Here is a 22,306-nt window from a genome sequence, read left to right on the forward strand (position 1 = left end):
ACAATGAAAAAATTATTATTGGCCACCCTTGTGGCTTTTTCGGGAGTTGCAATGGCTGCACATCACGAAATCAAAATGTTAGATAATAATGCCGAAGGCGGAATGGTCTTTGAGCCGGGTTACCTAAAAGCGGAAGTAGGCGATACCGTTACGTTCGTGCCGACTCACAAAGGGCATTGGGTACAAAGCCGAGCAATTCCGGAAGGGGCGGAGAAATTTTTATCTAAAGAAGATGAAGAATTTACTATCACGCTCACGCATGAAGGCGTATATGTTTACTATTGCCCGCCACACCGTACAATGAATATGAGCGGTATTATCCAAGCAGGTAAAGCGGTAAACCGTGAACAAGCTCAAAAAGAAGTCGAGAAAATCGAGAAACGCACCAAAGAAAATAAAGGACGTTTGTTCGATTATATGGATTTGGTTGAATAACTATTTATTTTAAATAAAAGCACAGGCATCGAATGCTTGTGCTTTTTAAACCCTGTTATCCGAATGAAAACACTGGCTTTCACAACTTGCCGAAAATACCCTCAACTACCGCAAAATTTACAGCCTTTAGTTAATCAACTTAGCTGTGATTTCAAGGTGGAAATCAGCCCTTGGCAGAATACGGCACAAAGCGATGTGATTTTGCCGCTCTGTGCGTGGGATTATGCCGATCAACCCGAACTGTTTCAGCAATGGTTGCATAAAATGTCGGCACAAGGGGCTGTTTTTCTTAATTCCATAGCCTTAATGCAATGGAATATGAATAAACGTTATTTAGTGGATTTGCAACAGTGGGGTATTGATGTGATTCCTAGTCAAATTTTACCTGCAGATCAGAATGTTCTACAGCAAACCTTGCTTCAACAAGGCTGGCAAGAGGCAGTAATTAAACCTGCAATCGGGCAAAGCGGTCGTTTTGTACAAAAAGTTTTTAAAAATCAATCGATTGTAGAGCTAGATCATTATCAATCGGGCATTATTTTGCAGCCCTATATTCCTGAAGTCGCAAGCAATGGCGAAACCAGCCTGATCTTTTTCGGCGGGGAATTTAGCCACGCTATTAAACGCCAACCAGCTGAAAATGAATGGCGGGCGAATTCTGCTTATGGAGTACAGATTTCCGCTCAAAAAGTGAGTGAAAATATTATCCTACAAGCTCAAAACGTTTTAACTACATTGCCCGAAATGCCGAATTACGCACGGGTGGACGGCACTATTATCGGGGAACGTTTTTTGCTGAATGAATTGGAATTGATTGAACCTGCGTTGTATTTAGATCGCGATAAAAGCTCGGTTAGCCGCCTTGCTAAGGCTATTAAAAATATTATATAAACTACCATTTAAATTCGAATAGGATTTGAAAGCTTTATTCGTATTATTTCAATAATAAATATTGGGATTATATTAGATAACTGACAAATATCCCATTTAGAATAAATTATTCCGATGAGAAAAAGTCACCTAAGTCAGTATGAACAAAACAAACTTATTGAGCTTTCAGTTGCCGGTGTTACTGCTCGAACAGCTGCTGAGCTTGTGAATGTAAATTTGTATTAATCACAACACACATTTTGCCGAATAACGGAATTGAGAATTTGGGGAACCAAGCAAAACGCCATTTACGCAAGTTTAACGGCATTCCCAAAGCGCATTTTGAACAGTATTTAAATAATGAGAATAGCGTTTTTAATTACAGTAATATAAAATCTCAGATTCCCATTTTAAAACAATTAGTTAAGAGGGAGTCTGGTTGTCTGGTATTGCCTCAACTTTATTAACCATCGGCTTAATAAACATTCGGTTTATTCTTTATAATTAATTCAACTATTCAGAATATTAACGCAAAATAAAATTTAGACGAAACAAAAAAACGGCACGTTCTGTAACGTACCGTTTTTTTAAATGAGATGGCGGAGGAACTGAGATTCGAACTCAGGGAGGGCTCGCACCCTCGCCGGTTTTCAAGACCGGTGCATTCAACCGCTCTGCCATTCCTCCGCGATTTAAGCGTGGTGAATAATACGGATTTAGGCTGTGGCTGTCAAGGGATAATCTTGAAAAAATGTGATTTTATCGATTTGTTTTGTCAGCCAAAATCGCTTTGTAATCCGTTGAAAGCGTTTCTTGTGTTTTTATGATGTAGGACGAACCTATTGCCTAAAAAACTTTTCTTTTTTTGACCGCACTTTTGCTTATTTATTGGCAATAATCACCGCCCGCTTCGGCGCCGGATAACCTTCGATAGTTTTGCTGTGATCCTGCGGGTCTAAAAAATCAATCAGGCTTTCATTGTTCAGCCAATCGGTTTTCCGTTGTTCTTCAAGGGTAGTGACCGCTTCATCGACGCAGCGAATATTAGTGAAGCCCGATTTGCCCAGCCAGTTGATTAAACAGGCTACCGACGGAATGAAATAGACGTTTTTCATTTTGGCGTAACGGTCTGCCGGCACTAAGACGGTATTTTCATCGCCGTCAATAACCAAGGTTTCCAGCACCAGTTCGCCGCCTTTGCGTAATTGATTTTTCAGTTGGGTGAGATGATCCAGCGGTGATTTGCGATGATACAACACGCCCATGGAAAATACCGTATCAAACACGCCGAGAGGTTGCATTTCTTCAATACCTAAAGGAATTAAATTAGCGCGACGATCGTTATTCAGCAGTTTACGCACCGCTTCGAACTGACACAGAAACAGTTCGGTCGGGTCGATGCCCACCACCGTTTTTGCTCCTTCGCCCACCATACGCCACATGTGGTAACCGCTGCCGCAACCCACATCCAACACGGTGCGATCCTGTAACGGCGCTAAGTGAGGCAGTACTCGTTGCCATTTAAAATCGGAACGCCATTCGCAATCCACATGAATACCGTATAGATGGTAAGGGCCTTTGCGCCACGGCATCAGTTGTTGCAAATGGTGAATAATACGTTGCCGTTCGCCTTCGGAAAGCGGCAAAGTGCGGTCGGATTTGACCGCATTTTTGAGATCAAGATGATCCGCTGTTAATTCCGGTAAAAAATCCACGATTTTTGCCCATTTGGCATATTCGCCGTGAGTGTTTTTTTCCCAGTTTTTCAGCTGTAACGGTAAGGTTTCCAGCCAGGCGGATAAATTAGAGGTGGCAATTTGCCGATAAAACGGACGAAAATCGATCATTGGGCGTCCTTATAGGCTTGGTTGGCTCGGTTGAAGGTCTCTTCAATTTGCCGCTCAGGTTTTGGCGACAGTAATGATACGATAATGACGCTTAGCGACGCTAAGCCGAAAGCGGGAATCATTTCATAAACACCATGCCAAATGCTGTCTGCCGGTACCCAGTGTTTCCAGCCGAAAACTATAACGGCACCGACCAACATACCTGCCATCGCGCCGCTTGAGGTCATACGTTTCCAAAATAAAGAGAGCAACACTACCGGACCGAATGCGCTGCCGAAACCCGCCCAGGCAAACTCGACCAATTTCAATACTTTATTGTTTTCGTCCTGCGCAATCCAAATGGCGAGTCCCGCGATGGTTAACACCATGATACGTCCCAGCCATACCAATTCTTTATCGGACGCCCCGGGACGGATAAATCCTTTGTAAAAATCTTCCGTAATGGCGCTGGAGGCGATTAATAATTGACAACTGAGCGTGCTCATTACTGCGGCTAAAATAGCGGACAGTAGAATTCCTGCAATCCAAGGGTTAAACAATAATTTTGACAGTTCGATAAAGACCTGTTCGTGTTCAGCGTTAACGGTAGCTGCAACTTCCGGATTGGCATGAAAATAGGCGATGCCGAAAAAACCGATACCGATGGCGCCGAGTAAGCAGAGTATCATCCATGTCATACTGATACGGCGGGCTTTATTGAGCGATTTGGCGGAATAGGCGGCCATGAAACGCGCTAAAATATGAGGTTGTCCGAAATAACCTAATCCCCATGCGGCCAGACTGAATAAACCGAGAGGCGTCGTTCCGGTGAATAAGTCGGTGAAATCCTTGTTTGCCGCCAGTTCCGCCTGGGCGATAGTGAATGTGAAAGCATCCAATCCGCCGATGTTGATGATAATGAAAACCGGAGTAAGAATCAGGGCGAAAATCATCAATGTGGCTTGAATGGTGTCGGTCCAGCTTACCGCTAAAAAGCCGCCGATAAACGTATAAATAACGGTTGCCAACGCACCGTACCAGAGGGCGGTATGATAATTCACCGAAAACAGGTTTTGGAACAGTTTGGCTCCGGCAACGACACCGGATGAGCAATAAATGGTAAAAAACACCAGAATAATTGTGGCGGAAGTTATTTTTAACAATTTATGGCTGGTACCGAAGCGGCTGTGGAAGTATTCGGGCAACGTGAGCGCATTGTCGTTAAATTCCGTGTGAACGCGTAAACGTCCCGCGACAAAACGCCAGTTGCAATAGGCGCCGAGAGTCAGTCCGATGGCAATCCAGCCTTCGATTAATCCGGCCGCATAAACCGCTCCGGGTAGCCCCATTAACAGCCAGCCGGACATATCCGAGGCACCGGCGGACATGGCGGTGACAAAGCTACCCAAGCGACGACCGCCCAGAATATAATCGGAAAGATTAGAGGTGTAACGATAGGCGAGGAAGCCGATGGCTATCATACCCATGATATAAACAGTAAACGTAATAAGGGTTGGATCAAGTCCAAACATGAAAAACTCCGGAAATTATGATTTTTTATTGGTAATCCTTGAAAAAGAATTGCTCACCCTTTTAGTCCGTCGACAAAGTCAGCGTTTGATTCAAAAAGTTTTGCTTTTTGTGACCGCACCGGTATACGGCGATGGAAGGGTGATTTTTACGCTAAATTTGAGAAAGGTCACATTTTACATGAATTCCGCTTGTTTTTCTATTTTGCTTTTCGTTATCCTTATAAGATTAATCAGATGTAATTTTCAGGTAGTATATGAATTCAGTAGAGTTGTTAGTCAATGTAACGCCGAACGAAACCCGCGTGGCATTAATGGATAATGCGGAATTAAAGGAAGTGCATATTGAACGTCAGGCAAAACGCGGGATTGTCGGGAATATTTATAAGGGCAAGGTAACACGGGTATTGCCGGGTATGCAGTCGGCGTTTGTGGATATCGGCTTGGATAAAGCGGCATTTTTACATGCATCGGATATTGTCAGTTACACGGAATGCGTCGATGAAAACGAACAAAAGCAGTTCGTAGTAAAAGATATTGTGGAACTGGTGCGGGAAGGGCAGGATTTGGTAGTTCAGGTAGTGAAAGATCCTATCAGCACCAAAGGCGCCCGTTTAACTACCGATATTACCTTGCCGTCCCGCTATTTGGTGTTTATGCCGGAAAACAGCCATGTGGGCGTGTCGCAACGCATTGAAAGCGAAGAAGAACGGGCTCGCTTGAAAGCCTTGGTAGAACCTTATTGTGACGAATTAGGCGGCTATATTATTCGTACCGCGGCGGAAGGGGTGACGGAAGCGGAATTAAAACAAGACGCGGATTTTTTAAAGCGTGTATGGCTGAAAGTATTGGAACGTAAACGTAAATATCCGACCCGTTCCATGATTTATGGCGAGCTGGCGCTGGCACAACGGGTGTTGCGGGATTTCATCGGTCAAGGTATCGAAAAAATCCGAATCGATTCTAAGCTTTGTTTCAATGAAGTGAAAGAATTTACCGAAGAATTTATGCCGGAGCTGACGGATAAATTAGTGCTGTATTCCGGTAATAATCAACCGCTGTTTGATGTGTACGGTGTGGAATCGGCAATTAATGCTGCGCTGAATAAACGGGTGAACCTGAAATCCGGCGGTTATCTCATTATCGAACAAACGGAAGCGATGACCACTATCGATATTAATACCGGCGCATTTGTAGGGCACCGTAATCTGGAAGAGACGATTTTCAATACCAATATCGAAGCTACCAAAGCCATTGCCCAGCAGCTGCAATTGCGTAATCTAGGCGGTATTATCATCATTGATTTCATAGATATGCAAACGGACGATCACCGTAACCGCGTGATTCGTTCCTTGGAAGAGGCTTTAACGCGCGATCGTGTTAAAACCAATGTTAACGGCTTCACTCAGTTAGGTCTGGTGGAAATGACCCGTAAGCGTACCCGTGAAAGTTTGGAACATATTCTGTGCAGTGATTGTCCCGCCTGTCAGGGCCGTGGACACGTGAAAACCGTGGAAACCGTATGCTATGAAATTATGCGTGAAATTATCCGCGTTCATCATCTGTTTGCCAGTGAGATATTTACGGTTTACGCTTCGCCGGCGGTGGCGGAATATTTGATCAATGAAGAAAGCCACGGTTTGCTGGCGGAAACCGAAGTCTTTATTGGTAAACGAGTGCAGATTAAATCCGAAGTTTTTTACCACCAGGAACAATTTGATGTTGTGGTGATGTAATTTCATCAGTGGTGTAACAAAGTGCGGTCGATTTTTTCCAAGGTTTTAAAATTATGTTAAAATCGACCGCACTTTTTTATGGCTTTTGTACTTATAAATCTTCAATAAAAGCCGTGAATCATCATTTTTTTATTTAGAGAAGAATATGTTAAATACCGTCCAAAGTTCTTTACTGACCAACAGCAACCTCTCCTTAACCGATATCCCGAATATTTTTGATTTAATGTCTCACCGCCGTATTGATTACGCGGATCTTTATTTTCAGCTCAGCCGGGATGAAAATTGGGTGCTGGAAGACGGAATTATCCGAGAAGGCGGATTTCATATTGATCGCGGGGTCGGTGTGCGGGCGGTGAGCGGTGAGAAAACCGGCTTTGCCTATTCCGATCAAATTAATTCGGCAAGTTTGTGCCAATGTGCCAATGCGGTGAAAGGAATTGCGGTAACGAGCGAACAACGTATTATTCAGCCTGTGATGTTAACGCCTGTGCAAGCGGTGCAACGCTATGCCGCGATTAATCCGTTGGATACTTTAACTAAAGAACAGAAAATCGATTTATTACGTCTGGTTGATCGCACCGCGCGTGCCGAAAGCCGATATGTCACAAAAGTGAGCGCAAATTTGACCGCACTTTACGAAGAAGTGCTGGTGGCGGCGACCGACGGTACGCTGGCGGCGGATATCCGTCCGCTGGTGCGGTTATCGGTTTCCGTGCTGGTGGAAAAAGACGGCAAACGGGAACGGGGCAGTGCAGGGGTCGGCGGACGGGTTAGTCTGAATTGGTTCTTCGATGATTTCAACGGTGAAATGCGTGCCGTATATTTTGCCAAAGAAGCGGTTCGTCAGGCATTGGTGAATGTCGGTGCCGTTGCCGCACCTTCCGGTTTAATGCCGGTGGTGCTGGGAGCGGGCTGGCCGGGCGTGTTATTGCACGAGGCGGTAGGACACGGCTTGGAAGGGGATTTCAACCGCAAACAAAGTTCGTTGTTCAGCGGCAAGATTGGGCAGTTGGTGACATCGCCGTTGTGTACCATTGTGGACGACGGTACCTTGCAAAACCGTCGTGGCTCTATGACTATTGATGATGAAGGCGTACCAAGCCAATGCAATGTGCTGATTAAAAACGGCGTGCTGCAGGGATATATGCAGGACAAAATGAATGCGCGTTTGATGGGCGTGCAGCCGACGGGTAACGGCCGGCGTGAAAGTTACGCCCATTTACCGATGCCGCGTATGACGAATACTTATATGCTGGCGGGCGAAAGCCGTTTTGATGACATTATTACGTCGGTGGATTACGGTATTTTCGCGCCGCATTTCGGCGGCGGACAGGTGGATATTACTTCGGGTAAATTTACCTTTTCCATGTCGGAAGCCTATTTGATTGAGAAAGGTAAAATCACCAAACCGGTGAAAGGCGCTACCATGATCGGCAACGGTATCGAAGTGATGCAGCAGATTTCCATGGTGGGTAACGAGCTGGAAATCGATCACGGCATCGGCGTATGCGGCAAAGACGGACAAAGCGTTCCCGTCGGTGTGGGCCAGCCGGTTTGTAAGATTGAAAAAATCACTGTGGGCGGAACGAATTAAGTTCTTCTTTTTTTATTGAAATCGAATCTCAGTGATAGGAACTTACTTTTTTCTTTGCGTTGCCAAAGAAAAAAGTAAGCGAAAACGGGGTCGAGCTGTCACTAAAATTCCATTCTGAAATTGTTTATAAAAACATTTAAATTTTTGACCGCACTTTGTTGCTGTGTTCGATCAAAAATATGCGTCTCCCGTCTGAGATACCTGAGCGACTTAAAATTTTCAGGAAAATAAGTTTGTTTGAGCCAAGCGAGTTTACTTATTTTCCGTTAAGAAAATTTTAATCAAGCGAAGAGCCGCATCGAAGTCGGGCGTGTTCTTTGGTTACTTGCTTGCACGGGCAAGAACGTAAATAACAAATTGAATTTTTATTCAAAATAATTGCATAATAAATCAAAAAGGCGTAACCTACCACCAAACATCATCATCCAAAAGGACAATACAAATGACACAATATACCCGCAGTAAATTTGATGAAGTAATGATACCCAACTACAATCCCGCCAATTTTGTACCGGTAAAAGGAAAAGGGAGTCGAGTGTGGGATCAAAACGGGCGTGAATATATCGACTTTACCAGCGGAATCGCAGTGAATGCCTTGGGTCATTGTGCGGATGAAGTTGTTGCCGTATTAAAGGAGCAGGGCGAAAAATTATGGCATTCCAGTAATTGGTTCACCAGCGAACCGACATTGGAACTCGGCGATAAATTAGTCGCCAATACTTTTGCCGAACGTGTGATGTTTGCCAATTCCGGTGCCGAAGCCAATGAAGCAGCGCTGAAACTGGCTCGGCGTTATGCGGTAGATCGTTTCGGTTATCAAAAATACAACATTATTTCCTTCAAACAGAGTTTTCACGGTCGGACTTTATTCACTGTCAGCGTGGGCGGACAACCGAAGTATTCCGATGGATTCGGTCCGAAACCGGCGGGCATTATTCATGTGCCGTTTAATGATTTAGAGGCCGTAAAAGCAGTGATCGACGATCATACCTGTGCGATTATCGTGGAACCGATTCAAGGTGAAAGCGGCGTGATTCCCGCGAAAAAAGAATTTCTGCAGGGCTTACGGGAACTTTGCGATGAATATAATGCGCTGCTGATTTTCGATGAAGTGCAAACCGGCGTCGGACGTACCGGCGCATTATATGCTTATCAAAAATTCGGCGTGACGCCGGATATTTTAACGTCTGCAAAAGCCTTGGCGAACGGATTTCCGATTAGCGCGATGATGACTACGGCCGACATCGCTAAGAGTTTTGCGCCGGGCGTTCACGGCACGACTTTCGGCGGTAATCCGTTGGCTTGCGCTATCGGCTCGAAAGTGGTGGATATTATTGCGCAGCCGGAATTTTTAGCCGGTGTTAACCGCACTTCCGAGTTCTTTAAAGCTCAGTTACGCCGATTAAACGAACGGTTCGATTTATTTACCGATGTGCGCGGTGAAGGTTTGTTGATTGGCGCCGAGTTAATCGAAAAATATCACGGCAGAGCGGCAGAATTCGTTAAAGCTTGCGCTGATAACGGGTTAATGATTTTAGTCGCAGGCCCGAATGTATTGCGCTTTGCGCCGGCGCTGAATATTTCACAGGAAGAGGTGATGACGGGAATTGAAAAACTCGCAAAAGCATTGGCGGCATTCTGATTTCTAACGTTGAAGAATTAATAAATTAAAAGTCGGTTATTACCGGCTTTATTTTTTAATATATTTTAAGATTAATAACTTATTGATAAATAAGCATTTAAATTATTTTTACAAAATATTGAGATTATTTTGAATAAATTTCTTGACATAGATTTACATTAACCTTACAATTCACCGCGTTTAACGTTGTGATGATGTTAAACGAATATAAGTATTTTATTCATAAAACCCCTTTTTACGCCGGATTCCCTTAGTCCGGCTTTTTTTATGGTCGAAATTTGAAATAATCTTCAAAACAGTTGTTTTTTTATATTATTGTTACGTGCCGTAAATCGTTTGCCTTTTCACAGCTATTGACATCTTAAATTTGGAAAACACGGCGTTTTTTGACCGCATTTTTCTGCAATAAACAAATAAAATACAAAATTATTCTAGTTAAATCCGCCTGTTTTCGTTAAAATTCCTATAACTTAATCGTTTCAGGAGGATTTTTTATGGATTTCCCGCAAATTGCCCGACAGGTTATTGATAAACTCGGCGGCAAAGAAAATATAGCGACTTTAGCTCACTGTGCGACCCGCTTGCGTTTGACTATTGCCGATGAGTCGAAAATTGATAAAGCGGCGATTGAAAATATTGACGGCGTAAAAGGTCAGTTTTCCACTTCCGGACAATATCAAATTATCTTCGGTTCCGGTACGGTAAATAAAGTACATGCGGAAATGGCGAAAATTATGGGCGGCGAATCTTCCGCCTCGGCAGAAGCGGCCGCCGCTAACGTACCGCAGCAAAATATCGTGCAGCGGTTAATTAAAGGGTTATCGGAAATCTTTGTCCCGATTATTCCGGCTATCGTCGCCGGCGGTTTGCTGATGGGGATTGGTAATATTTTTACCGCCAAAGATTTGTTTCGGGAAGGGCTGTCTTTGCTGGATCTTTATCCGCAATATCGAGATCTCGCCGCATTAATCGATACTTTCGCCAATGCGCCTTTCGTGTTTCTGCCTATCTTACTCGGTTTTACGGCGACTAAAAAATTCGGTGGCAATCCGTATCTGGGCGCAACGCTGGGAATGTTGTTGGTGCATCCGGCATTGACCAATGCTTACGGTTATGCGGAAGCGGTACAAAACGGAACATTGCAAACCTGGAATATTCTGGATTTGATCAGTATTGAAAAAGTCGGTTATCAGGGTACGGTCATTCCCGTTCTGATAGCTTCCTGGGTATTGGCGACATTGGAAAAATTCTTCGTTAAAGTGGTGCCGTCCGTATTAAATAATTTGATTACGCCGTTATTTTCTTTATTTATCACCGGGTTATTAGCGTTTACCGTCATCGGTCCTTTCGGGCGGGACGCCGGGGAATTGCTGAGTTCCGGGTTAACCTGGCTGTATGATACCTTAGGTTTTATCGGGGGCGGCGTATTCGGCGGTTTGTATGCACCGATTGTCATTACCGGTATGCATCAAACCTTTATTGCGATTGAAACCCAGTTATTGGCAAGTACGGCGGCGACCTTTATTTTCCCGATTGCCGCCATGTCGAACATCGCACAGGGTGCCGCCTGTTTGGCGGTTGCCGTGTTGAACCGGGATGCGAAAACCCGCGGACTTGCCGTGCCGTCAGGTATTTCAGCTTTATTAGGTATTACCGAACCGGCGATGTTCGGGGTGAATTTACGTTTCCGTTATCCGTTCTATGCGGCGATGATCGGTTCCGGTTTGGCGGCGGCGTTTATCGCGTATTTTAACGTTAAAGCCACCGCACTCGGTGCCGCCGGTTTAGTGGGTATAGCCTCTATTCGTGCGGGCGATTGGGGAATGTATGCCGTGGGCATGGCGATTTCTTTCAGCGTAGCCTTTATTGTCGCTTTGGTTTTGGGTGCGCGCGCTAAATCGCAAGCATAATCGTGTAAAAATGTGCAAAAGCACCGCACGGAATAAAAAGTGCGGTGCTTTTTGGGTCAGTTTTTTATGTATCAGTTAAAACTATTTTTCGTCCAAAGAATAGAAGGTTTTGCCGATTTCGATTTTGCCTAATCCTTTGGATTCGCGCCATTGGTTGGCATCCCGCAGGGAATAAACGCAGCCGCAATATTCCTGTTTGTAGAATCCTTCCTCTTTACGGATTCTGTCTGAACGGGCGGAACCGCCGTCTTTACGCCAGTTGAAATCCCAGAATATCACGTCGTCATAACGGGCGGCGGCACGACGTCCGCAATCGTAAACCTGTTGCTGATTTTTCCAACGGGAAATACCCAGACTGGTGGCGATAACGGGGAATCCGTTTTCATGGGCGTAAAGCGCTGTACGTTCTAAACGCATATCGAAACATTTGGTACAACGGGCACCTCGCTCGGGTTCGTGTTCCAATCCTTTCACCCGTTCAAACCATTCTGCACGGTCATAATCCGCATCAATAAAAGGGATGTTATTTTTTTCCGCAAAGCGTTTATTTTCTTCTTTACGGATTAAATATTCCTTATGCGGATGAATATTGGGATTATAAAAGAAAATGGTAAATTCCACATTGGACGCCATTACCGCAGCGATAATTTCGCCCGCACAAGGCGCGCAACAGGTGTGTAGTAGTAATTTTCGATGTCCGTTCGGCAGTTCGAGTTGAGGACGGACATAAGGTGCATCGGGATCCCGTTTGCGTTTTTTTCGTTTCGGTTCAAAGGAACCCGTTATCTGTTGGGTTGAAGATTGTCCGTTTTGTATTTGTTCGGAACGGGAAGAAATATTGTCTTTGTCGACCGCACTTTGTGCGGATATATTCTTTTCGGTCATCACACTTTCCTAAAAAATAAGGGCGTTTTTTACGCCCCGAAATGCTGATTAATACGTTCTGTTCACGGATTGATAAGCCAGGGATATCAGTGCTCGTTTATATTCGTTATCCGGCAGGATCGTTAGCGCATCTACCGCTTTTTGCGCTTCCGCTTTGGCACGTTCCATGGCGTGATCGAGCGATTTATGTTGTGCCATAATGGCAAGCACCTCGGCAATAATTTCCCGTTTGCCGCCTTGTTCGATTGCCGATCGAATAAGTGCTGATTGTTCCTCCGTGCCGTGACGCATTGCGTGCAGCAAAGGCAAAGTCGGTTTACCTTCCGCTAAATCATCACCTACATTTTTACCCATAGTTTCTGCTTGGGCACTATAATCCAATACGTCATCCACCAATTGGAAAGCCGTACCGAGATAACGCCCGTATTGCTGCAACGCCGATTCGATTTTTTCATCTGCATTTGCCATAATCGCCGCCGCTTGAGTGGAAACTTCAAATAAGCGAGCGGTTTTGCGGTAAATCACTTTCATGTAATTTTCTTCGGTGGTTTCCGGATCGTTCACATTCATTAACTGCTGTACTTCGCCTTCCGCCAATACATTGGTGGCGTCAGACATAATGGTTAACATTTTCAATGAGTTGAGTTTAGCCATTAATTGAAATGCTCGGGTATAGATAAAGTCGCCCACCAAGACGCTGGCGGCATTTCCGAATGCCGCATTTGCCGTGGCTCGTCCGCGGCGCATATCCGATTCGTCCACTACATCGTCATGTAACAGGCTTGCGGTATGAATAAATTCAATAAAGGCGGCGCATACCGGCATTTTTTCGCCTTCGTAATTCAATGCGCGGGCGGCCAGTAGGGCGATCATCGGACGAATACGTTTGCCGCCGCCCTGAATGATATAGAAACCGAGTTGGTTAATTAAAGCGACGTCGGAATTGAGCTGTGCTAAAATTTCCGTGTTCACTTTTTGCATATCCGGCTCGATCAAAGCCTGAATCGCTTTAATGTCCATGAGGTTATTATGTGTTGTCATTATGCCGATCCGTGAATAAATGGGCGTCGATTGATGAAAAGTGCGGTCAAGTTTAACCGATTTTTTATCATATCTAAAATGAAACCGACGGATTTCACAATTTTTTTATTTTCTTATAAAGAAACGCTTGCTATCCCTCGGATTTTTCCGTAGAATTTGCGACCTATTTATATGGTTTTGACGTGCTATAAACAAAGTGATGTTATAAGCACGATATTAGCGGAGTATTTATGTACGCAGTTTTCCAAAGTGGCGGTAAACAACATCGTGTAAGCGAAGGTCAAGTTGTTCGTTTAGAAAAACTTGAATTGGCAACTGGCGAAACAGTTGAATTCGATTCAGTGTTGATGGTCGTTAACGGCGAAGATGTAAAAATCGGTGCACCGGTTGTTTCCGGCGCAAAAGTAGTGGCTGAAGTTGTGGCTCAGGGGCGTGGCGATAAAGTTAAAATCGTTAAGTTCCGTCGCCGTAAACACAGTCGTAAACAACAAGGTCATCGTCAGTGGTTCACAGAAGTGAAAATCACTGGGATTCAAGCATAATTTCAGAGGAGAGCAAGTAGATGGCAACTAAAAAAGCTGGTGGTTCAACTCGTAACGGTCGCGATTCTGAAGCTAAACGCCTTGGTGTTAAACGTTTCGGTGGTGAATCCGTATTAGCAGGCAGCATTATCGTTCGTCAACGTGGTACTAAATTCCACGCAGGCAGTAACGTCGGTATGGGTCGTGACCATACTTTATTCGCAACTGCAGACGGTAAAGTAAAATTTGAAGTTAAGGGTGAGAAAAGCCGTAAATACGTCAGTATCGTTACTGAGTAATCGATAAAACGTAATAATTTCGAATTGTATGAAATTTAGGATGCCCCACAGTTTTGTGGGGCATTTTTATATTGTTTAATGTGAAAATATGAATCGGCAACCTGTTTTAGGCTTTATATTTGCCTTAATTACTGCGATGGCGTGGGGTTCATTACCTATTGCATTGCAAAATGTGCTTCGGGTAATGAATGCGGAAAGCATCGTATGGTATCGCTTTTTAGTGGCGTCTTTTGCTTTATTTCTATTATTGGTGTGGAAGAAAAAATTACCAAGTCTCACACAGTTCAGTTCAAGATATTGGCAATTATCCGTAATGGGTATTTTGGGGCTGGCGGGAAACTTTTTTCTGTTTAATTCTTCACTGAAGTATATCGAACCTTCCGTAGCGCAGATTTTTATTCATTTATCATCTTTTATGATGTTAATTTGTGGCGTTTTTGTATTCAAAGAAAAATTGGGATTTCATCAAAAACTGGGTTTGGCGATCTTAATTCTTGGATTGGGTTTATTTTTTAATGATAAATTCACTATGTTGTTCGGTGTTAATAGATATTCTACGGGAATTATGTTAAGCATATCGGCCGCTATCATCTGGGTCGGGTACGGGATGGCGCAAAAATTGATGTCGCGCGTATTCACCGCTCAGCAAATTCTATTGATTATGTATGCGGGATGCGTGATTGTGTTTACCCCGTTCGCAAAATTTTCACAAATTGAAGCATTAAACGGTTTTACTTTAGGCTGTTTTATTTATTGTTGTTTAAATACGCTGATTGGCTACGGTGCTTATGCTGAAGCGCTAAATCGGTGGGATGTCTCGAAAGTCAGCGTGGTGATTACTTTAGTACCGCTGTTTACTATTTTATTTTCTCATCTTTTACATGAGATTAATCCGGAACATTTTGTTATGCCTCATCTTAATAACATTAGTTATATCGGGGCATTTGTTGTAGTATTAGGAGCAATTATCTCTGCGGTGGGATATAAATTGTTCAAGTATAAAAAGGTATAAAAATGAAATTTATTGATGAAGCTTTGATTCGTATTGAAGCGGGAGACGGCGGCAACGGTTGTGTGAGTTTCCGGCGTGAAAAATATATTCCGAAAGGCGGACCGGACGGTGGGGACGGCGGTGACGGCGGCGATGTTTATCTCATTGCCGATGAAAACCTAAACACATTGATCGACTATCGTTTTGAGAAACGTTTTGCCGCCGAACGCGGTGAAAACGGCCGTAGTTCGGATTGTACCGGTAAGCGCGGGAAAGATATTACCCTGCGCGTGCCGGTAGGAACCCGTGCGATTGATCATGACACTAAAGAAATTTTGGGGGATTTAACTAAGCACGGTAGTAAACTGTTGATAGCGAAAGGCGGTTACCACGGCTTAGGTAATACCCGGTTTAAATCGTCGGTAAATCGTGCACCGCGCCAAAAAACCATGGGTACGCCGGGAGAAAAACGCGATTTACAGCTTGAATTAATGTTACTTGCCGATGTGGGTATGCTCGGTTTGCCGAATGCCGGTAAATCCACTTTTATTCGGGCGGTTTCCGCAGCAAAACCGAAAGTGGCGGATTATCCGTTCACCACATTGGTACCGAGCTTAGGCGTAGCACGGGTCGGTTCCGATCGCAGCTTCGTGGTGGCGGATATTCCCGGTCTGATTGAAAATGCATCCGAAGGGGCGGGACTCGGAATTCGCTTCCTGAAACATTTGGAGCGTTGCCGCGTATTGATCCATTTGGTGGATATTGCGCCGCTTGACGAAAGTGATCCCGCCGACAATATTGCTATTATAGAGAACGAGTTATTCCAGTATAGCGAAAAGTTAGCGGATAAACCGCGTTGGTTGGTATTCAATAAGATTGACACTATGAGTGACGAAGAGGCGACGGCACGTGTTGAAGAAATTGTCGAACGCCTCGGCTATGAGGATAACTATTTCTTGATTTCGGCGGCAACGGGCAAAAATGTTTCCGAATTAACCCATGATATCATGGATTTCCTTGAAGCCCATCCGCGTGAAACGGAAGAAGACAAACCGGCTGACGAAGTCAAATTCAAATGGGATGATTATCACCAACAAGCGATGGAAAGTGCGGTTGATGAAGACGATGATTTCTGGGACGACTGGTCGGAAGAAGATGATGAAGGCGTAGAAACTATCTACGAACGCGGCGGGAATTAATTCTCCGGAATATAGTGAAAAGTGCGGTCAAAATTGACCGCACTTTTTTTGTTTTATTCTTTTCCTTTTTTTGCCAATGCCGCATGCGAGGCCTTCAATTCTTTCATACGTGTTTTCAAATCACGACGCTGCTTGGACAATTCCGCCGCTTTAATCACATAATCATCGACACGGTTTTCATAGTCATCATGCATGTTATTGATAATTGCCCGTATATCCTCGATAGTCATATTGTCTTGAATATAGTCGGTGAGATTATCCAGCAACAGAACGCGTTTTTTGTTGTCGCGGATTTTACGTTCGCAGTCACCGATTTCACGTAATAATTTATTACGTTGACGATTAATTCGGACATATTCTAAAACTTCTTGGAAGGATTGTTTGTTCACATTTTCCATAATTTTACTCACTAAGGGTTGGATAAAGATAAAAGTAATCTAACGTTTTTTTATTATGGCGTCAAAGTGTTAAAAAAGAATTTGTGGAGTAGATCAATTTTTTCTGCGAATTTGCCTGAAATTCGTTGCCTAGACGGACTCAAGGTGGTAAAAATACCGAATTATACTCAAAACAATCAGGATGCAAATTATGACACAGGTGTTTAATTTCAGCGCGGGTCCGGCAATGATGCCGCAAGCGGTTTTAAGAAAAGCGCAAGCAGAATTATTGAATTGGCGGAATCAAGGCACTTCCGTAATGGAAGTCAGTCATCGCGGCAAGTATTTTATGGATTTAATCGTGCAAGCGGATAAAGACCTGCGTCAGCTGTTTAATGTCCCCGATAATTACAAAATCCTTTTCTTGCAAGGCGGTGCACGCGGTCAGTTCGCCGCAGTGCCGATGAATTTAATCGGTACAAAAGGAAAGGCTCTTTATTTGAACAGTGGTCACTGGTCCGCTATGGCGGCGAAAGAAGCGCGAAACTTCTGTGAAATCGATGAAATCAATATTACCGGAAAAGACGTAAACGGCGTGATCGGCGTGACTCGCACGGATTTTAGCGATATTGCGCAACAATACGATTACGTGCATTACTGTACCAACGAAACTATTACCGGCGTGCAGATTAAAGAAGTGCCGAATGTAGGGAATGCGGTTTTAGTAGCGGATATGTCCTCGGATATCATGTCAAAACAAATCGATATCAGCCAATTCGGTTTGATTTATGCCGGCGCGCAAAAGAATTTAGGGCCGGCCGGGATTACTTTAGTCATTGTGCGTGAAGATTTGATCGGCCATGCCCGTCAGGTAACGCCGTCAATTTGGAATTACGCAGTGCAGGTGGACGCGGATTCTATGATCAACACACCGCCGACATTCGCGTGGTATTTATGCGCCTTAGTGTTCCAGCAGATGCTGGCGGAAGGCGGTATCGAAGTTTATGCCCGACGTAACGCGGCGAAAGCCGAACTGCTGTATGATTTCTTAGATCAAAATAAATTCTACCGTAATTATATTGCGAAACCGAACCGCTCCGTAATGAATGTCACTTTCACCACCGATAACGACGAACTCAACATGAAATTTGTAGCCGAAGCGACGGCGGCCGGTTTACACGCACTGAAAGGGCATAAGGTATTAGGCGGTATGCGGGCTTCTATTTATAATGCTATGCCGATTGAAGGCGTGCAGGCGTTAATCGAGTTTATGAAAAAATTCGAAGCGGAAAACGCATAATAAATTTCGGATGAATGCGATTCGTTCGATTTCAAATAGTTATGACGGGCGGTATTGTGCCCGGTAATCTTTAAAAAAGTGCGGTCGAAAATTATGACATTTTTACAACGAGCCAACCAGGGCGTCCAATCCCTTTCTCCTTATCAAGCGGGAAAACCTATCGAAGAACTTGAACGCGAGTTAGGTATTACAAACATCATTAAACTGGCTTCCAACGAAAATCCTTTCGGTTTTCCTGAAAGTGCCAAAAACGCTATTCGCGAACAATTGGATTCCCTCACCCGTTATCCCGACAGCAACGGTTTTACCTTAAAACAGACGATTGCTAAAAAATTCGGCTTAAAGCCGGAACAAATCACATTGGGTAACGGTTCTAACGATTTGGTGGAATTGTTTGCCCATACTTTCGTTTCAGAGCATGACGAAGTGATTTTTTCCCAATACGCTTTCATCGTTTACCCGTTGATTACCAAAGCGATTAATGCCGTCGCCCGAGAAATTCCGGCAAAAAACTGGGGGCATGATTTGGACGGCTTCTTAGCGGCGATCAATGAAAAAACCAAATTAATTTACATTTCTAATCCGAATAACCCGACGGGGAACTTCTTAACCCATAACGAAATTGATGCGTTTCTGGCAAAAGTGCGCTCGGATATTATTGTGGTTTTGGACGAAGCCTACACTGAATTTACCGCTAAAGAGGAACGCGTGGATTCTTTCGCATTATTAAAAAAATATCCGAATTTAGTCGTATCCCGTACATTATCCAAAGCCTATGGTTTAGCGGGATTGCGAATCGGTTATGCGGCGGCGAACGAAGAAATCACCGGTTTATTCAATCGTGTGCGTCAACCCTTTAATGTGAACAGTTTGGCGTTAGCTGCGGCGGTGGCGGTGTTAAACGATGACGCTTTTGTGGATAAAGTGGCGGAGAACAACCGTCACGAACTAAAACGTTATGAAGCATTTTGCCAGCAATACGGATTGAAATACATTCCGTCCAAAGGTAATTTTATTACTATTGATTTTGAGCGTCCGGCGGCATCGATTTACGATGCCTTATTGCACGAAGGTGTGATTGTGCGTCCGATAGCCGGTTACGGTATGCCGAATCATTTGCGGGTCAGCATCGGTTTGCCGCAGGAAAATGATCGTTTGTTCAGCGCATTAATTAAAATTTTAAATTTGAAATAAATTAGCTATCGACAGTCTTTCGGCGCGCATTTTTAATGGGCGTCGCTTATTAATATTCAGGCACGAGTCGCAAGATTCGCGCCCTCATTTTTATAGAAAAACATGGAAAAAATCACCTTAAATCCTATCGCCCGCGTTGAGGGTACGGTTAATCTGCCGGGTTCGAAAAGCTTGTCCAATCGCGCCTTATTACTTGCCGCGCTGGCGAAGGGTACGACGAAAGTGACCAATTTACTTGACAGTGACGACGTGCGTCACATGCTTAACGCACTAAAACGGCTCGGTGTGAGTTATACGCTTTCCGACGATAAAACCGTATGTGAGGTACAGGGATTAGGCAGGGCTTTCGAATGGCAAAACGGTTTATCACTTTTTTTAGGAAATGCCGGCACCGCTATGCGTCCGTTAACCGCCGCTTTGTGTCTGGCGAATTCAGGCAACGAAAGTCCCGCTGAAATTGTACTTACCGGCGAACCGCGTATGAAAGAACGTCCCATCAAACATTTGGTCGATGCGCTGTTACAGGCGGGGGCCGAGATAGAGTATTTGGAACAAGACGGTTATCCGCCGCTGGCAATTCGCAATAAAGGTCTGCACGGCGGAAAGGTGAAAATCGACGGTTCGGTTTCTTCGCAATTTTTGACCGCTCTTTTAATGGCGGCGCCGATGTCCGCCGCCGACACCGAGATTGAAATTATCGGGGACTTGGTGTCCAAGCCTTACATCGATATCACCCTGAATATGATGAAAATTTTCGGTGTTGAAGTGGAAAACCGGAATTATCAGCGTTTTACGGTAAAAGGTTGCCAGCAGTATCAATCACCGAAAACTTTTTTAGTGGAAGGCGATGCCTCTTCCGCCTCCTATTTTCTGGCTGCCGGTGCGATTAAAGGCTGTGTAAAAGTAACCGGCGTCGGTAAAAACAGCATTCAGGGCGATCGCTTGTTTGCCGATGTATTGACAGCTATGGGCGCAAAGATTACCTGGGGCGAGGATTTTATCCGGGCGGAGCAGGGTGAGCTTTCGGGGGTGGATATGGATATGAACCATATTCCCGATGCGGCAATGACTATCGCAACTGCCGCATTGTTTGCCAAAGGCGAAACCGTGATTCGCAATATCTATAATTGGCGGGTAAAAGAAACCGATCGGTTAGCCGCAATGGCGACGGAATTACGTAAAGTTGGCGCTACAGTGGAAGAAGGCGAAGATTTTATCCGTATACAGCCTTTACCGTTAGCGGAATTTAAGCATGCGGAAATTGAAACCTATAATGACCACCGTATGGCCATGTGTTTTGCATTAATTGCCTTATCCGACACGCCGGTGACAATATTGGATCCGAAATGTACGGCGAAAACCTTCCCGACATTTTTTGATGAATTTTCAAGAATTTCACAATAATTTAACCTTAAATTGAGGGAAACCTTAAAAATTTACGCTTTTCCTTAGATTTTATTTGACAAAACGACGACAAGTCTTTATTTGTATAAGTCATCAAATATTTTTATTTTCAGTTTTCAGGAGTTATGTATGTCTCATCTTTCTGTTGCGAAATTCGGCGGCACCAGTGTTGCGAATCATGCCGCGATGACGGCTTGCGCCAAAATTGTTATTGCCGATCCCAATACCCGGGTTGTGGTGCTTTCCGCCTCTTCCGGCGTCACGAATTTATTGGTGGCGTTAGCCAACGGTGCGGATGCGCAACAACGTGCCAAATTGCTGGGCGATATTCGTCAGATTCAGGAAAATATCTTGACCGAATTGCAGGATGACAGCTTTGTCCGCCCCGAAATCGAACGTCTGCTGGATAATGTCGATTCTTTAGCGGAAGCGGCAAGTCTGGCGACTTCAGCGGCGTTAACGGATGAATTAATCAGTCACGGTGAAATGATGTCTACCCGTTTGTTTGTAGAAGTATTACGCGAATTAAATGCACAATCTACATGGCTGGACGTACGATCGCTGGTCGCAACCAACAGTAATTTCGGTAAAGCGGCTCCGGATGATGAGCAAACTCAGAAAAACAGCGATAATATTTTAAAACCGTTAATTAACCGCGGAGAACTGGTGATCACTCAAGGGTTTATCGGGCGTGATCCAAACGGAAAAACCACCACGTTGGGTCGTGGCGGCTCGGATTATTCGGCGGCTCTGATTGCAGAAGTATTAAATGCCAAAGACGTGTTAATCTGGACGGATGTGGCGGGTATTTATACGACGGATCCGCGCATTGTGCCGTCGGCAAAACGTATTGATACCATGAGCTTTGCCGAAGCGGCGGAAATGGCGACTTTCGGAGCGAAAGTATTACACCCGGCGACGTTATTGCCGGCGGTACGCAGTAATATTCCGGTTTACGTCGGTTCCAGCAAAGCGCCGCAGGACGGCGGTACCTGGGTAACGCGCGACCCGCAACCACGCCCGACATTCCGGGCCATCGCATTGCGTCGCGATCAAACCTTATTAACCCTTTCCAGCTTAAATATGTTACACGCACAAGGCTTCTTGGCGAATGTGTTTAATATTTTAGCAAAACACAAAATTTCCGTAGATACCATTACCACATCTGAAGTCAGCGTGGCGTTAACCTTGGATAAAACCGGTTCCGCTTCTTCCGGTGCGGATTTACTGTCTAACGAATTATTGACCGAGTTAAGCGAAGTGTGTACGGTGAAAGTAGATACGGGATTGGCATTGGTTGCGTTAATCGGTAATGATTTACATATAGCGGGCGGCGTAGCAAAACGTATATTTAATTCCTTGGAACCTTATAACGTGCGTATGATTAGCTACGGTGCAAGCACAAATAACATCTGTATGCTGGTTCACAGCAATCAGGCGGATGATGTGGTTCGCTCATTACACGCGGAATTATTTGAATAATTTTTTACAGGCGGATCAAAGTGCGGTCAAAAATCTGAAAATTTTTGACCGCACTTTTCTTTTGTTCTGAA

General features: G+C 44.5%; 19 protein-coding genes, 1 tRNA gene and 1 pseudogene. 15 read left to right on the forward strand and 6 right to left on the reverse strand.

Annotation, left to right across the window (positions count from 1 at the left end):
• Positions 1 to 3 precede the first annotated feature (3 nt).
• The 3 genes and pseudogenes from ASUC_RS04705 to ASUC_RS11100 all read left to right on the forward strand — a co-directional run.
• Positions 4 to 435 (forward strand): pseudoazurin, encoded by a 432-nt coding sequence (locus tag ASUC_RS04705; RefSeq protein ID WP_012072653.1) that lies wholly within the window; start codon positions 4 to 6, stop codon positions 433 to 435.
• Between the two features lie 63 nt (positions 436 to 498).
• Positions 499 to 1,326, forward strand: a complete 828-nt coding sequence (locus ASUC_RS04710; RefSeq protein ID WP_012072654.1) for an ATP-grasp domain-containing protein — start codon at positions 499 to 501, stop codon at positions 1,324 to 1,326.
• A gap of 220 nt (positions 1,327 to 1,546) precedes the next feature.
• Positions 1,547 to 1,772 (forward strand): annotated as a pseudogene (locus ASUC_RS11100) (hypothetical protein); the annotation flags it as partial.
• Between the two features lie 130 nt (positions 1,773 to 1,902).
• Here the strand turns inward: ASUC_RS11100 and ASUC_RS04715 are convergent.
• The 3 genes from ASUC_RS04715 to putP form a co-directional block, all read right to left on the reverse strand.
• A tRNA-Ser gene (locus ASUC_RS04715) sits at positions 1,903 to 1,992 on the reverse strand.
• Between the two features lie 194 nt (positions 1,993 to 2,186).
• Positions 2,187 to 3,152, reverse strand: a complete 966-nt coding sequence (cmoB, locus tag ASUC_RS04720) for a tRNA 5-methoxyuridine(34)/uridine 5-oxyacetic acid(34) synthase CmoB (protein WP_012072655.1) — start codon at positions 3,150 to 3,152, stop codon at positions 2,187 to 2,189.
• Positions 3,149 to 4,663, reverse strand: coding sequence for a sodium/proline symporter PutP (putP, locus tag ASUC_RS04725; protein WP_012072656.1), 1,515 nt, complete (start codon positions 4,661 to 4,663; stop codon positions 3,149 to 3,151). The genes cmoB and putP overlap by 4 nt, the downstream gene beginning before the upstream one ends.
• A 254-nt stretch (positions 4,664 to 4,917) precedes the next feature.
• Between putP and rng the strand changes: the two genes are divergently transcribed.
• From rng to ASUC_RS04745, 4 genes are all read left to right on the forward strand, one after another.
• Positions 4,918 to 6,396 carry a ribonuclease G gene (gene rng, locus ASUC_RS04730; protein ID WP_012072657.1) on the forward strand — a complete coding sequence of 493 codons (1,479 nt, stop codon included), beginning with the start codon at positions 4,918 to 4,920 and terminating at the stop codon, positions 6,394 to 6,396.
• 145 nt (positions 6,397 to 6,541) lie between these two features.
• Positions 6,542 to 7,990: a metalloprotease TldD gene (tldD, locus tag ASUC_RS04735; protein ID WP_012072658.1), complete on the forward strand. Its 1,449-nt coding sequence runs from the start codon at positions 6,542 to 6,544 to the stop codon at positions 7,988 to 7,990.
• A 442-nt stretch (positions 7,991 to 8,432) separates the two neighbouring features.
• Positions 8,433 to 9,632, forward strand: coding sequence for an aspartate aminotransferase family protein (locus ASUC_RS04740; protein ID WP_012072659.1), 1,200 nt, complete (start codon positions 8,433 to 8,435; stop codon positions 9,630 to 9,632).
• Between the two features lie 494 nt (positions 9,633 to 10,126).
• The gene (locus ASUC_RS04745; RefSeq protein WP_012072660.1) at positions 10,127 to 11,542 is read left to right on the forward strand and encodes a sucrose-specific PTS transporter subunit IIBC; all 1,416 of its coding nucleotides are present in this window, start codon (positions 10,127 to 10,129) and stop codon (positions 11,540 to 11,542) included.
• A gap of 81 nt (positions 11,543 to 11,623) precedes the next feature.
• Here the strand turns inward: ASUC_RS04745 and ASUC_RS04750 are convergent, their stop codons facing one another.
• Positions 11,624 to 12,427 carry an epoxyqueuosine reductase QueH gene (locus tag ASUC_RS04750; protein ID WP_012072661.1) on the reverse strand — a complete coding sequence of 268 codons (804 nt, stop codon included), beginning with the start codon at positions 12,425 to 12,427 and terminating at the stop codon, positions 11,624 to 11,626.
• Positions 12,428 to 12,475: 48 nt separating this feature from the next.
• A complete protein-coding gene (ispB, locus tag ASUC_RS04755) occupies positions 12,476 to 13,447 on the reverse strand; it encodes an octaprenyl diphosphate synthase (RefSeq protein ID WP_099045229.1) in 972 nt (323 codons plus the stop codon).
• A 251-nt stretch (positions 13,448 to 13,698) separates the two neighbouring features.
• Between ispB and rplU the strand changes: the two genes are divergently transcribed.
• The 4 genes from rplU (at position 13,699) to cgtA (ending at position 16,478) form a co-directional block, all read left to right on the forward strand.
• Positions 13,699 to 14,010 (forward strand): 50S ribosomal protein L21, encoded by a 312-nt coding sequence (gene rplU, locus ASUC_RS04760; protein WP_012072663.1) that lies wholly within the window; start codon positions 13,699 to 13,701, stop codon positions 14,008 to 14,010.
• 20 nt (positions 14,011 to 14,030) lie between these two features.
• The gene (rpmA, locus tag ASUC_RS04765; protein WP_005760959.1) at positions 14,031 to 14,288 is read left to right on the forward strand and encodes a 50S ribosomal protein L27; all 258 of its coding nucleotides are present in this window, start codon (positions 14,031 to 14,033) and stop codon (positions 14,286 to 14,288) included.
• A gap of 88 nt (positions 14,289 to 14,376) precedes the next feature.
• Complete coding sequence (locus ASUC_RS04770; protein ID WP_012072664.1) at positions 14,377 to 15,300, forward strand: DMT family transporter; 924 nt, start codon at positions 14,377 to 14,379, stop codon at positions 15,298 to 15,300.
• A gap of 2 nt (positions 15,301 to 15,302) precedes the next feature.
• Positions 15,303 to 16,478: an Obg family GTPase CgtA gene (gene cgtA / locus ASUC_RS04775; protein WP_012072665.1), complete on the forward strand. Its 1,176-nt coding sequence runs from the start codon at positions 15,303 to 15,305 to the stop codon at positions 16,476 to 16,478.
• 53 nt (positions 16,479 to 16,531) lie between these two features.
• Here the strand turns inward: cgtA and ASUC_RS04780 are convergent, their stop codons facing one another.
• Entirely contained in the window at positions 16,532 to 16,876 is a 345-nt protein-coding gene (locus ASUC_RS04780) for a DUF496 family protein (RefSeq protein WP_012072666.1), read from the reverse strand.
• A 190-nt stretch (positions 16,877 to 17,066) separates the two neighbouring features.
• Between ASUC_RS04780 and serC the strand changes: the two genes are divergently transcribed.
• The 4 genes from serC to lysC all read left to right on the forward strand — a co-directional run bounded on the left by serC (position 17,067) and on the right by lysC (position 22,235).
• Positions 17,067 to 18,155, forward strand: a complete 1,089-nt coding sequence (gene serC, locus ASUC_RS04785; protein WP_012072667.1) for a 3-phosphoserine/phosphohydroxythreonine transaminase — start codon at positions 17,067 to 17,069, stop codon at positions 18,153 to 18,155.
• 93 nt (positions 18,156 to 18,248) lie between these two features.
• Positions 18,249 to 19,349 (forward strand): histidinol-phosphate transaminase, encoded by a 1,101-nt coding sequence (hisC, locus tag ASUC_RS04790; RefSeq protein WP_012072668.1) that lies wholly within the window; start codon positions 18,249 to 18,251, stop codon positions 19,347 to 19,349.
• 102 nt (positions 19,350 to 19,451) lie between these two features.
• Positions 19,452 to 20,753: a 3-phosphoshikimate 1-carboxyvinyltransferase gene (gene aroA, locus ASUC_RS04795; RefSeq protein ID WP_012072669.1), complete on the forward strand. Its 1,302-nt coding sequence runs from the start codon at positions 19,452 to 19,454 to the stop codon at positions 20,751 to 20,753.
• Positions 20,754 to 20,882: 129 nt separating this feature from the next.
• A complete protein-coding gene (lysC, locus tag ASUC_RS04800) occupies positions 20,883 to 22,235 on the forward strand; it encodes a lysine-sensitive aspartokinase 3 (RefSeq protein WP_012072670.1) in 1,353 nt (450 codons plus the stop codon).
• The last annotated feature ends 71 nt before the right edge of the window (positions 22,236 to 22,306 follow it).

The sequence above is a fragment of the Actinobacillus succinogenes 130Z genome, from assembly GCF_000017245.1.
GTDB classification, from domain to species: domain Bacteria; phylum Pseudomonadota; class Gammaproteobacteria; order Enterobacterales; family Pasteurellaceae; genus Exercitatus; species Exercitatus succinogenes.

Excerpts from the sequence above, each read along its gene's own strand:
- cgtA (WP_012072665.1), top strand. The coding sequence starts at position 15,303 with ATGAAATTTATTGATGAAGCTTTGATTCGTATTGAAGCGGGAGACGGC.
- ASUC_RS04705 (WP_012072653.1), top strand. The coding sequence starts at position 4 with ATGAAAAAATTATTATTGGCCACCCTTGTGGCTTTTTCGGGAGTTGCA.
- tldD (WP_012072658.1), top strand. The coding sequence starts at position 6,542 with ATGTTAAATACCGTCCAAAGTTCTTTACTGACCAACAGCAACCTCTCC.
- rpmA (WP_005760959.1), top strand. The coding sequence starts at position 14,031 with ATGGCAACTAAAAAAGCTGGTGGTTCAACTCGTAACGGTCGCGATTCT.
- rplU (WP_012072663.1), top strand. The coding sequence starts at position 13,699 with ATGTACGCAGTTTTCCAAAGTGGCGGTAAACAACATCGTGTAAGCGAA.
- ispB (WP_099045229.1), bottom strand. The coding sequence starts at position 13,447 with ATGGACATTAAAGCGATTCAGGCTTTGATCGAGCCGGATATGCAAAAA.
- ASUC_RS04750 (WP_012072661.1), bottom strand. The coding sequence starts at position 12,427 with ATGACCGAAAAGAATATATCCGCACAAAGTGCGGTCGACAAAGACAAT.
- aroA (WP_012072669.1), top strand. The coding sequence starts at position 19,452 with ATGGAAAAAATCACCTTAAATCCTATCGCCCGCGTTGAGGGTACGGTT.
- hisC (WP_012072668.1), top strand. The coding sequence starts at position 18,249 with ATGACATTTTTACAACGAGCCAACCAGGGCGTCCAATCCCTTTCTCCT.
- lysC (WP_012072670.1), top strand. The coding sequence starts at position 20,883 with ATGTCTCATCTTTCTGTTGCGAAATTCGGCGGCACCAGTGTTGCGAAT.
- ASUC_RS04740 (WP_012072659.1), top strand. The coding sequence starts at position 8,433 with ATGACACAATATACCCGCAGTAAATTTGATGAAGTAATGATACCCAAC.
- ASUC_RS04780 (WP_012072666.1), bottom strand. The coding sequence starts at position 16,876 with ATGGAAAATGTGAACAAACAATCCTTCCAAGAAGTTTTAGAATATGTC.
- cmoB (WP_012072655.1), bottom strand. The coding sequence starts at position 3,152 with ATGATCGATTTTCGTCCGTTTTATCGGCAAATTGCCACCTCTAATTTA.
- ASUC_RS04745 (WP_012072660.1), top strand. The coding sequence starts at position 10,127 with ATGGATTTCCCGCAAATTGCCCGACAGGTTATTGATAAACTCGGCGGC.
- ASUC_RS04710 (WP_012072654.1), top strand. The coding sequence starts at position 499 with ATGAAAACACTGGCTTTCACAACTTGCCGAAAATACCCTCAACTACCG.
- putP (WP_012072656.1), bottom strand. The coding sequence starts at position 4,663 with ATGTTTGGACTTGATCCAACCCTTATTACGTTTACTGTTTATATCATG.
- serC (WP_012072667.1), top strand. The coding sequence starts at position 17,067 with ATGACACAGGTGTTTAATTTCAGCGCGGGTCCGGCAATGATGCCGCAA.
- ASUC_RS04770 (WP_012072664.1), top strand. The coding sequence starts at position 14,377 with ATGAATCGGCAACCTGTTTTAGGCTTTATATTTGCCTTAATTACTGCG.
- rng (WP_012072657.1), top strand. The coding sequence starts at position 4,918 with ATGAATTCAGTAGAGTTGTTAGTCAATGTAACGCCGAACGAAACCCGC.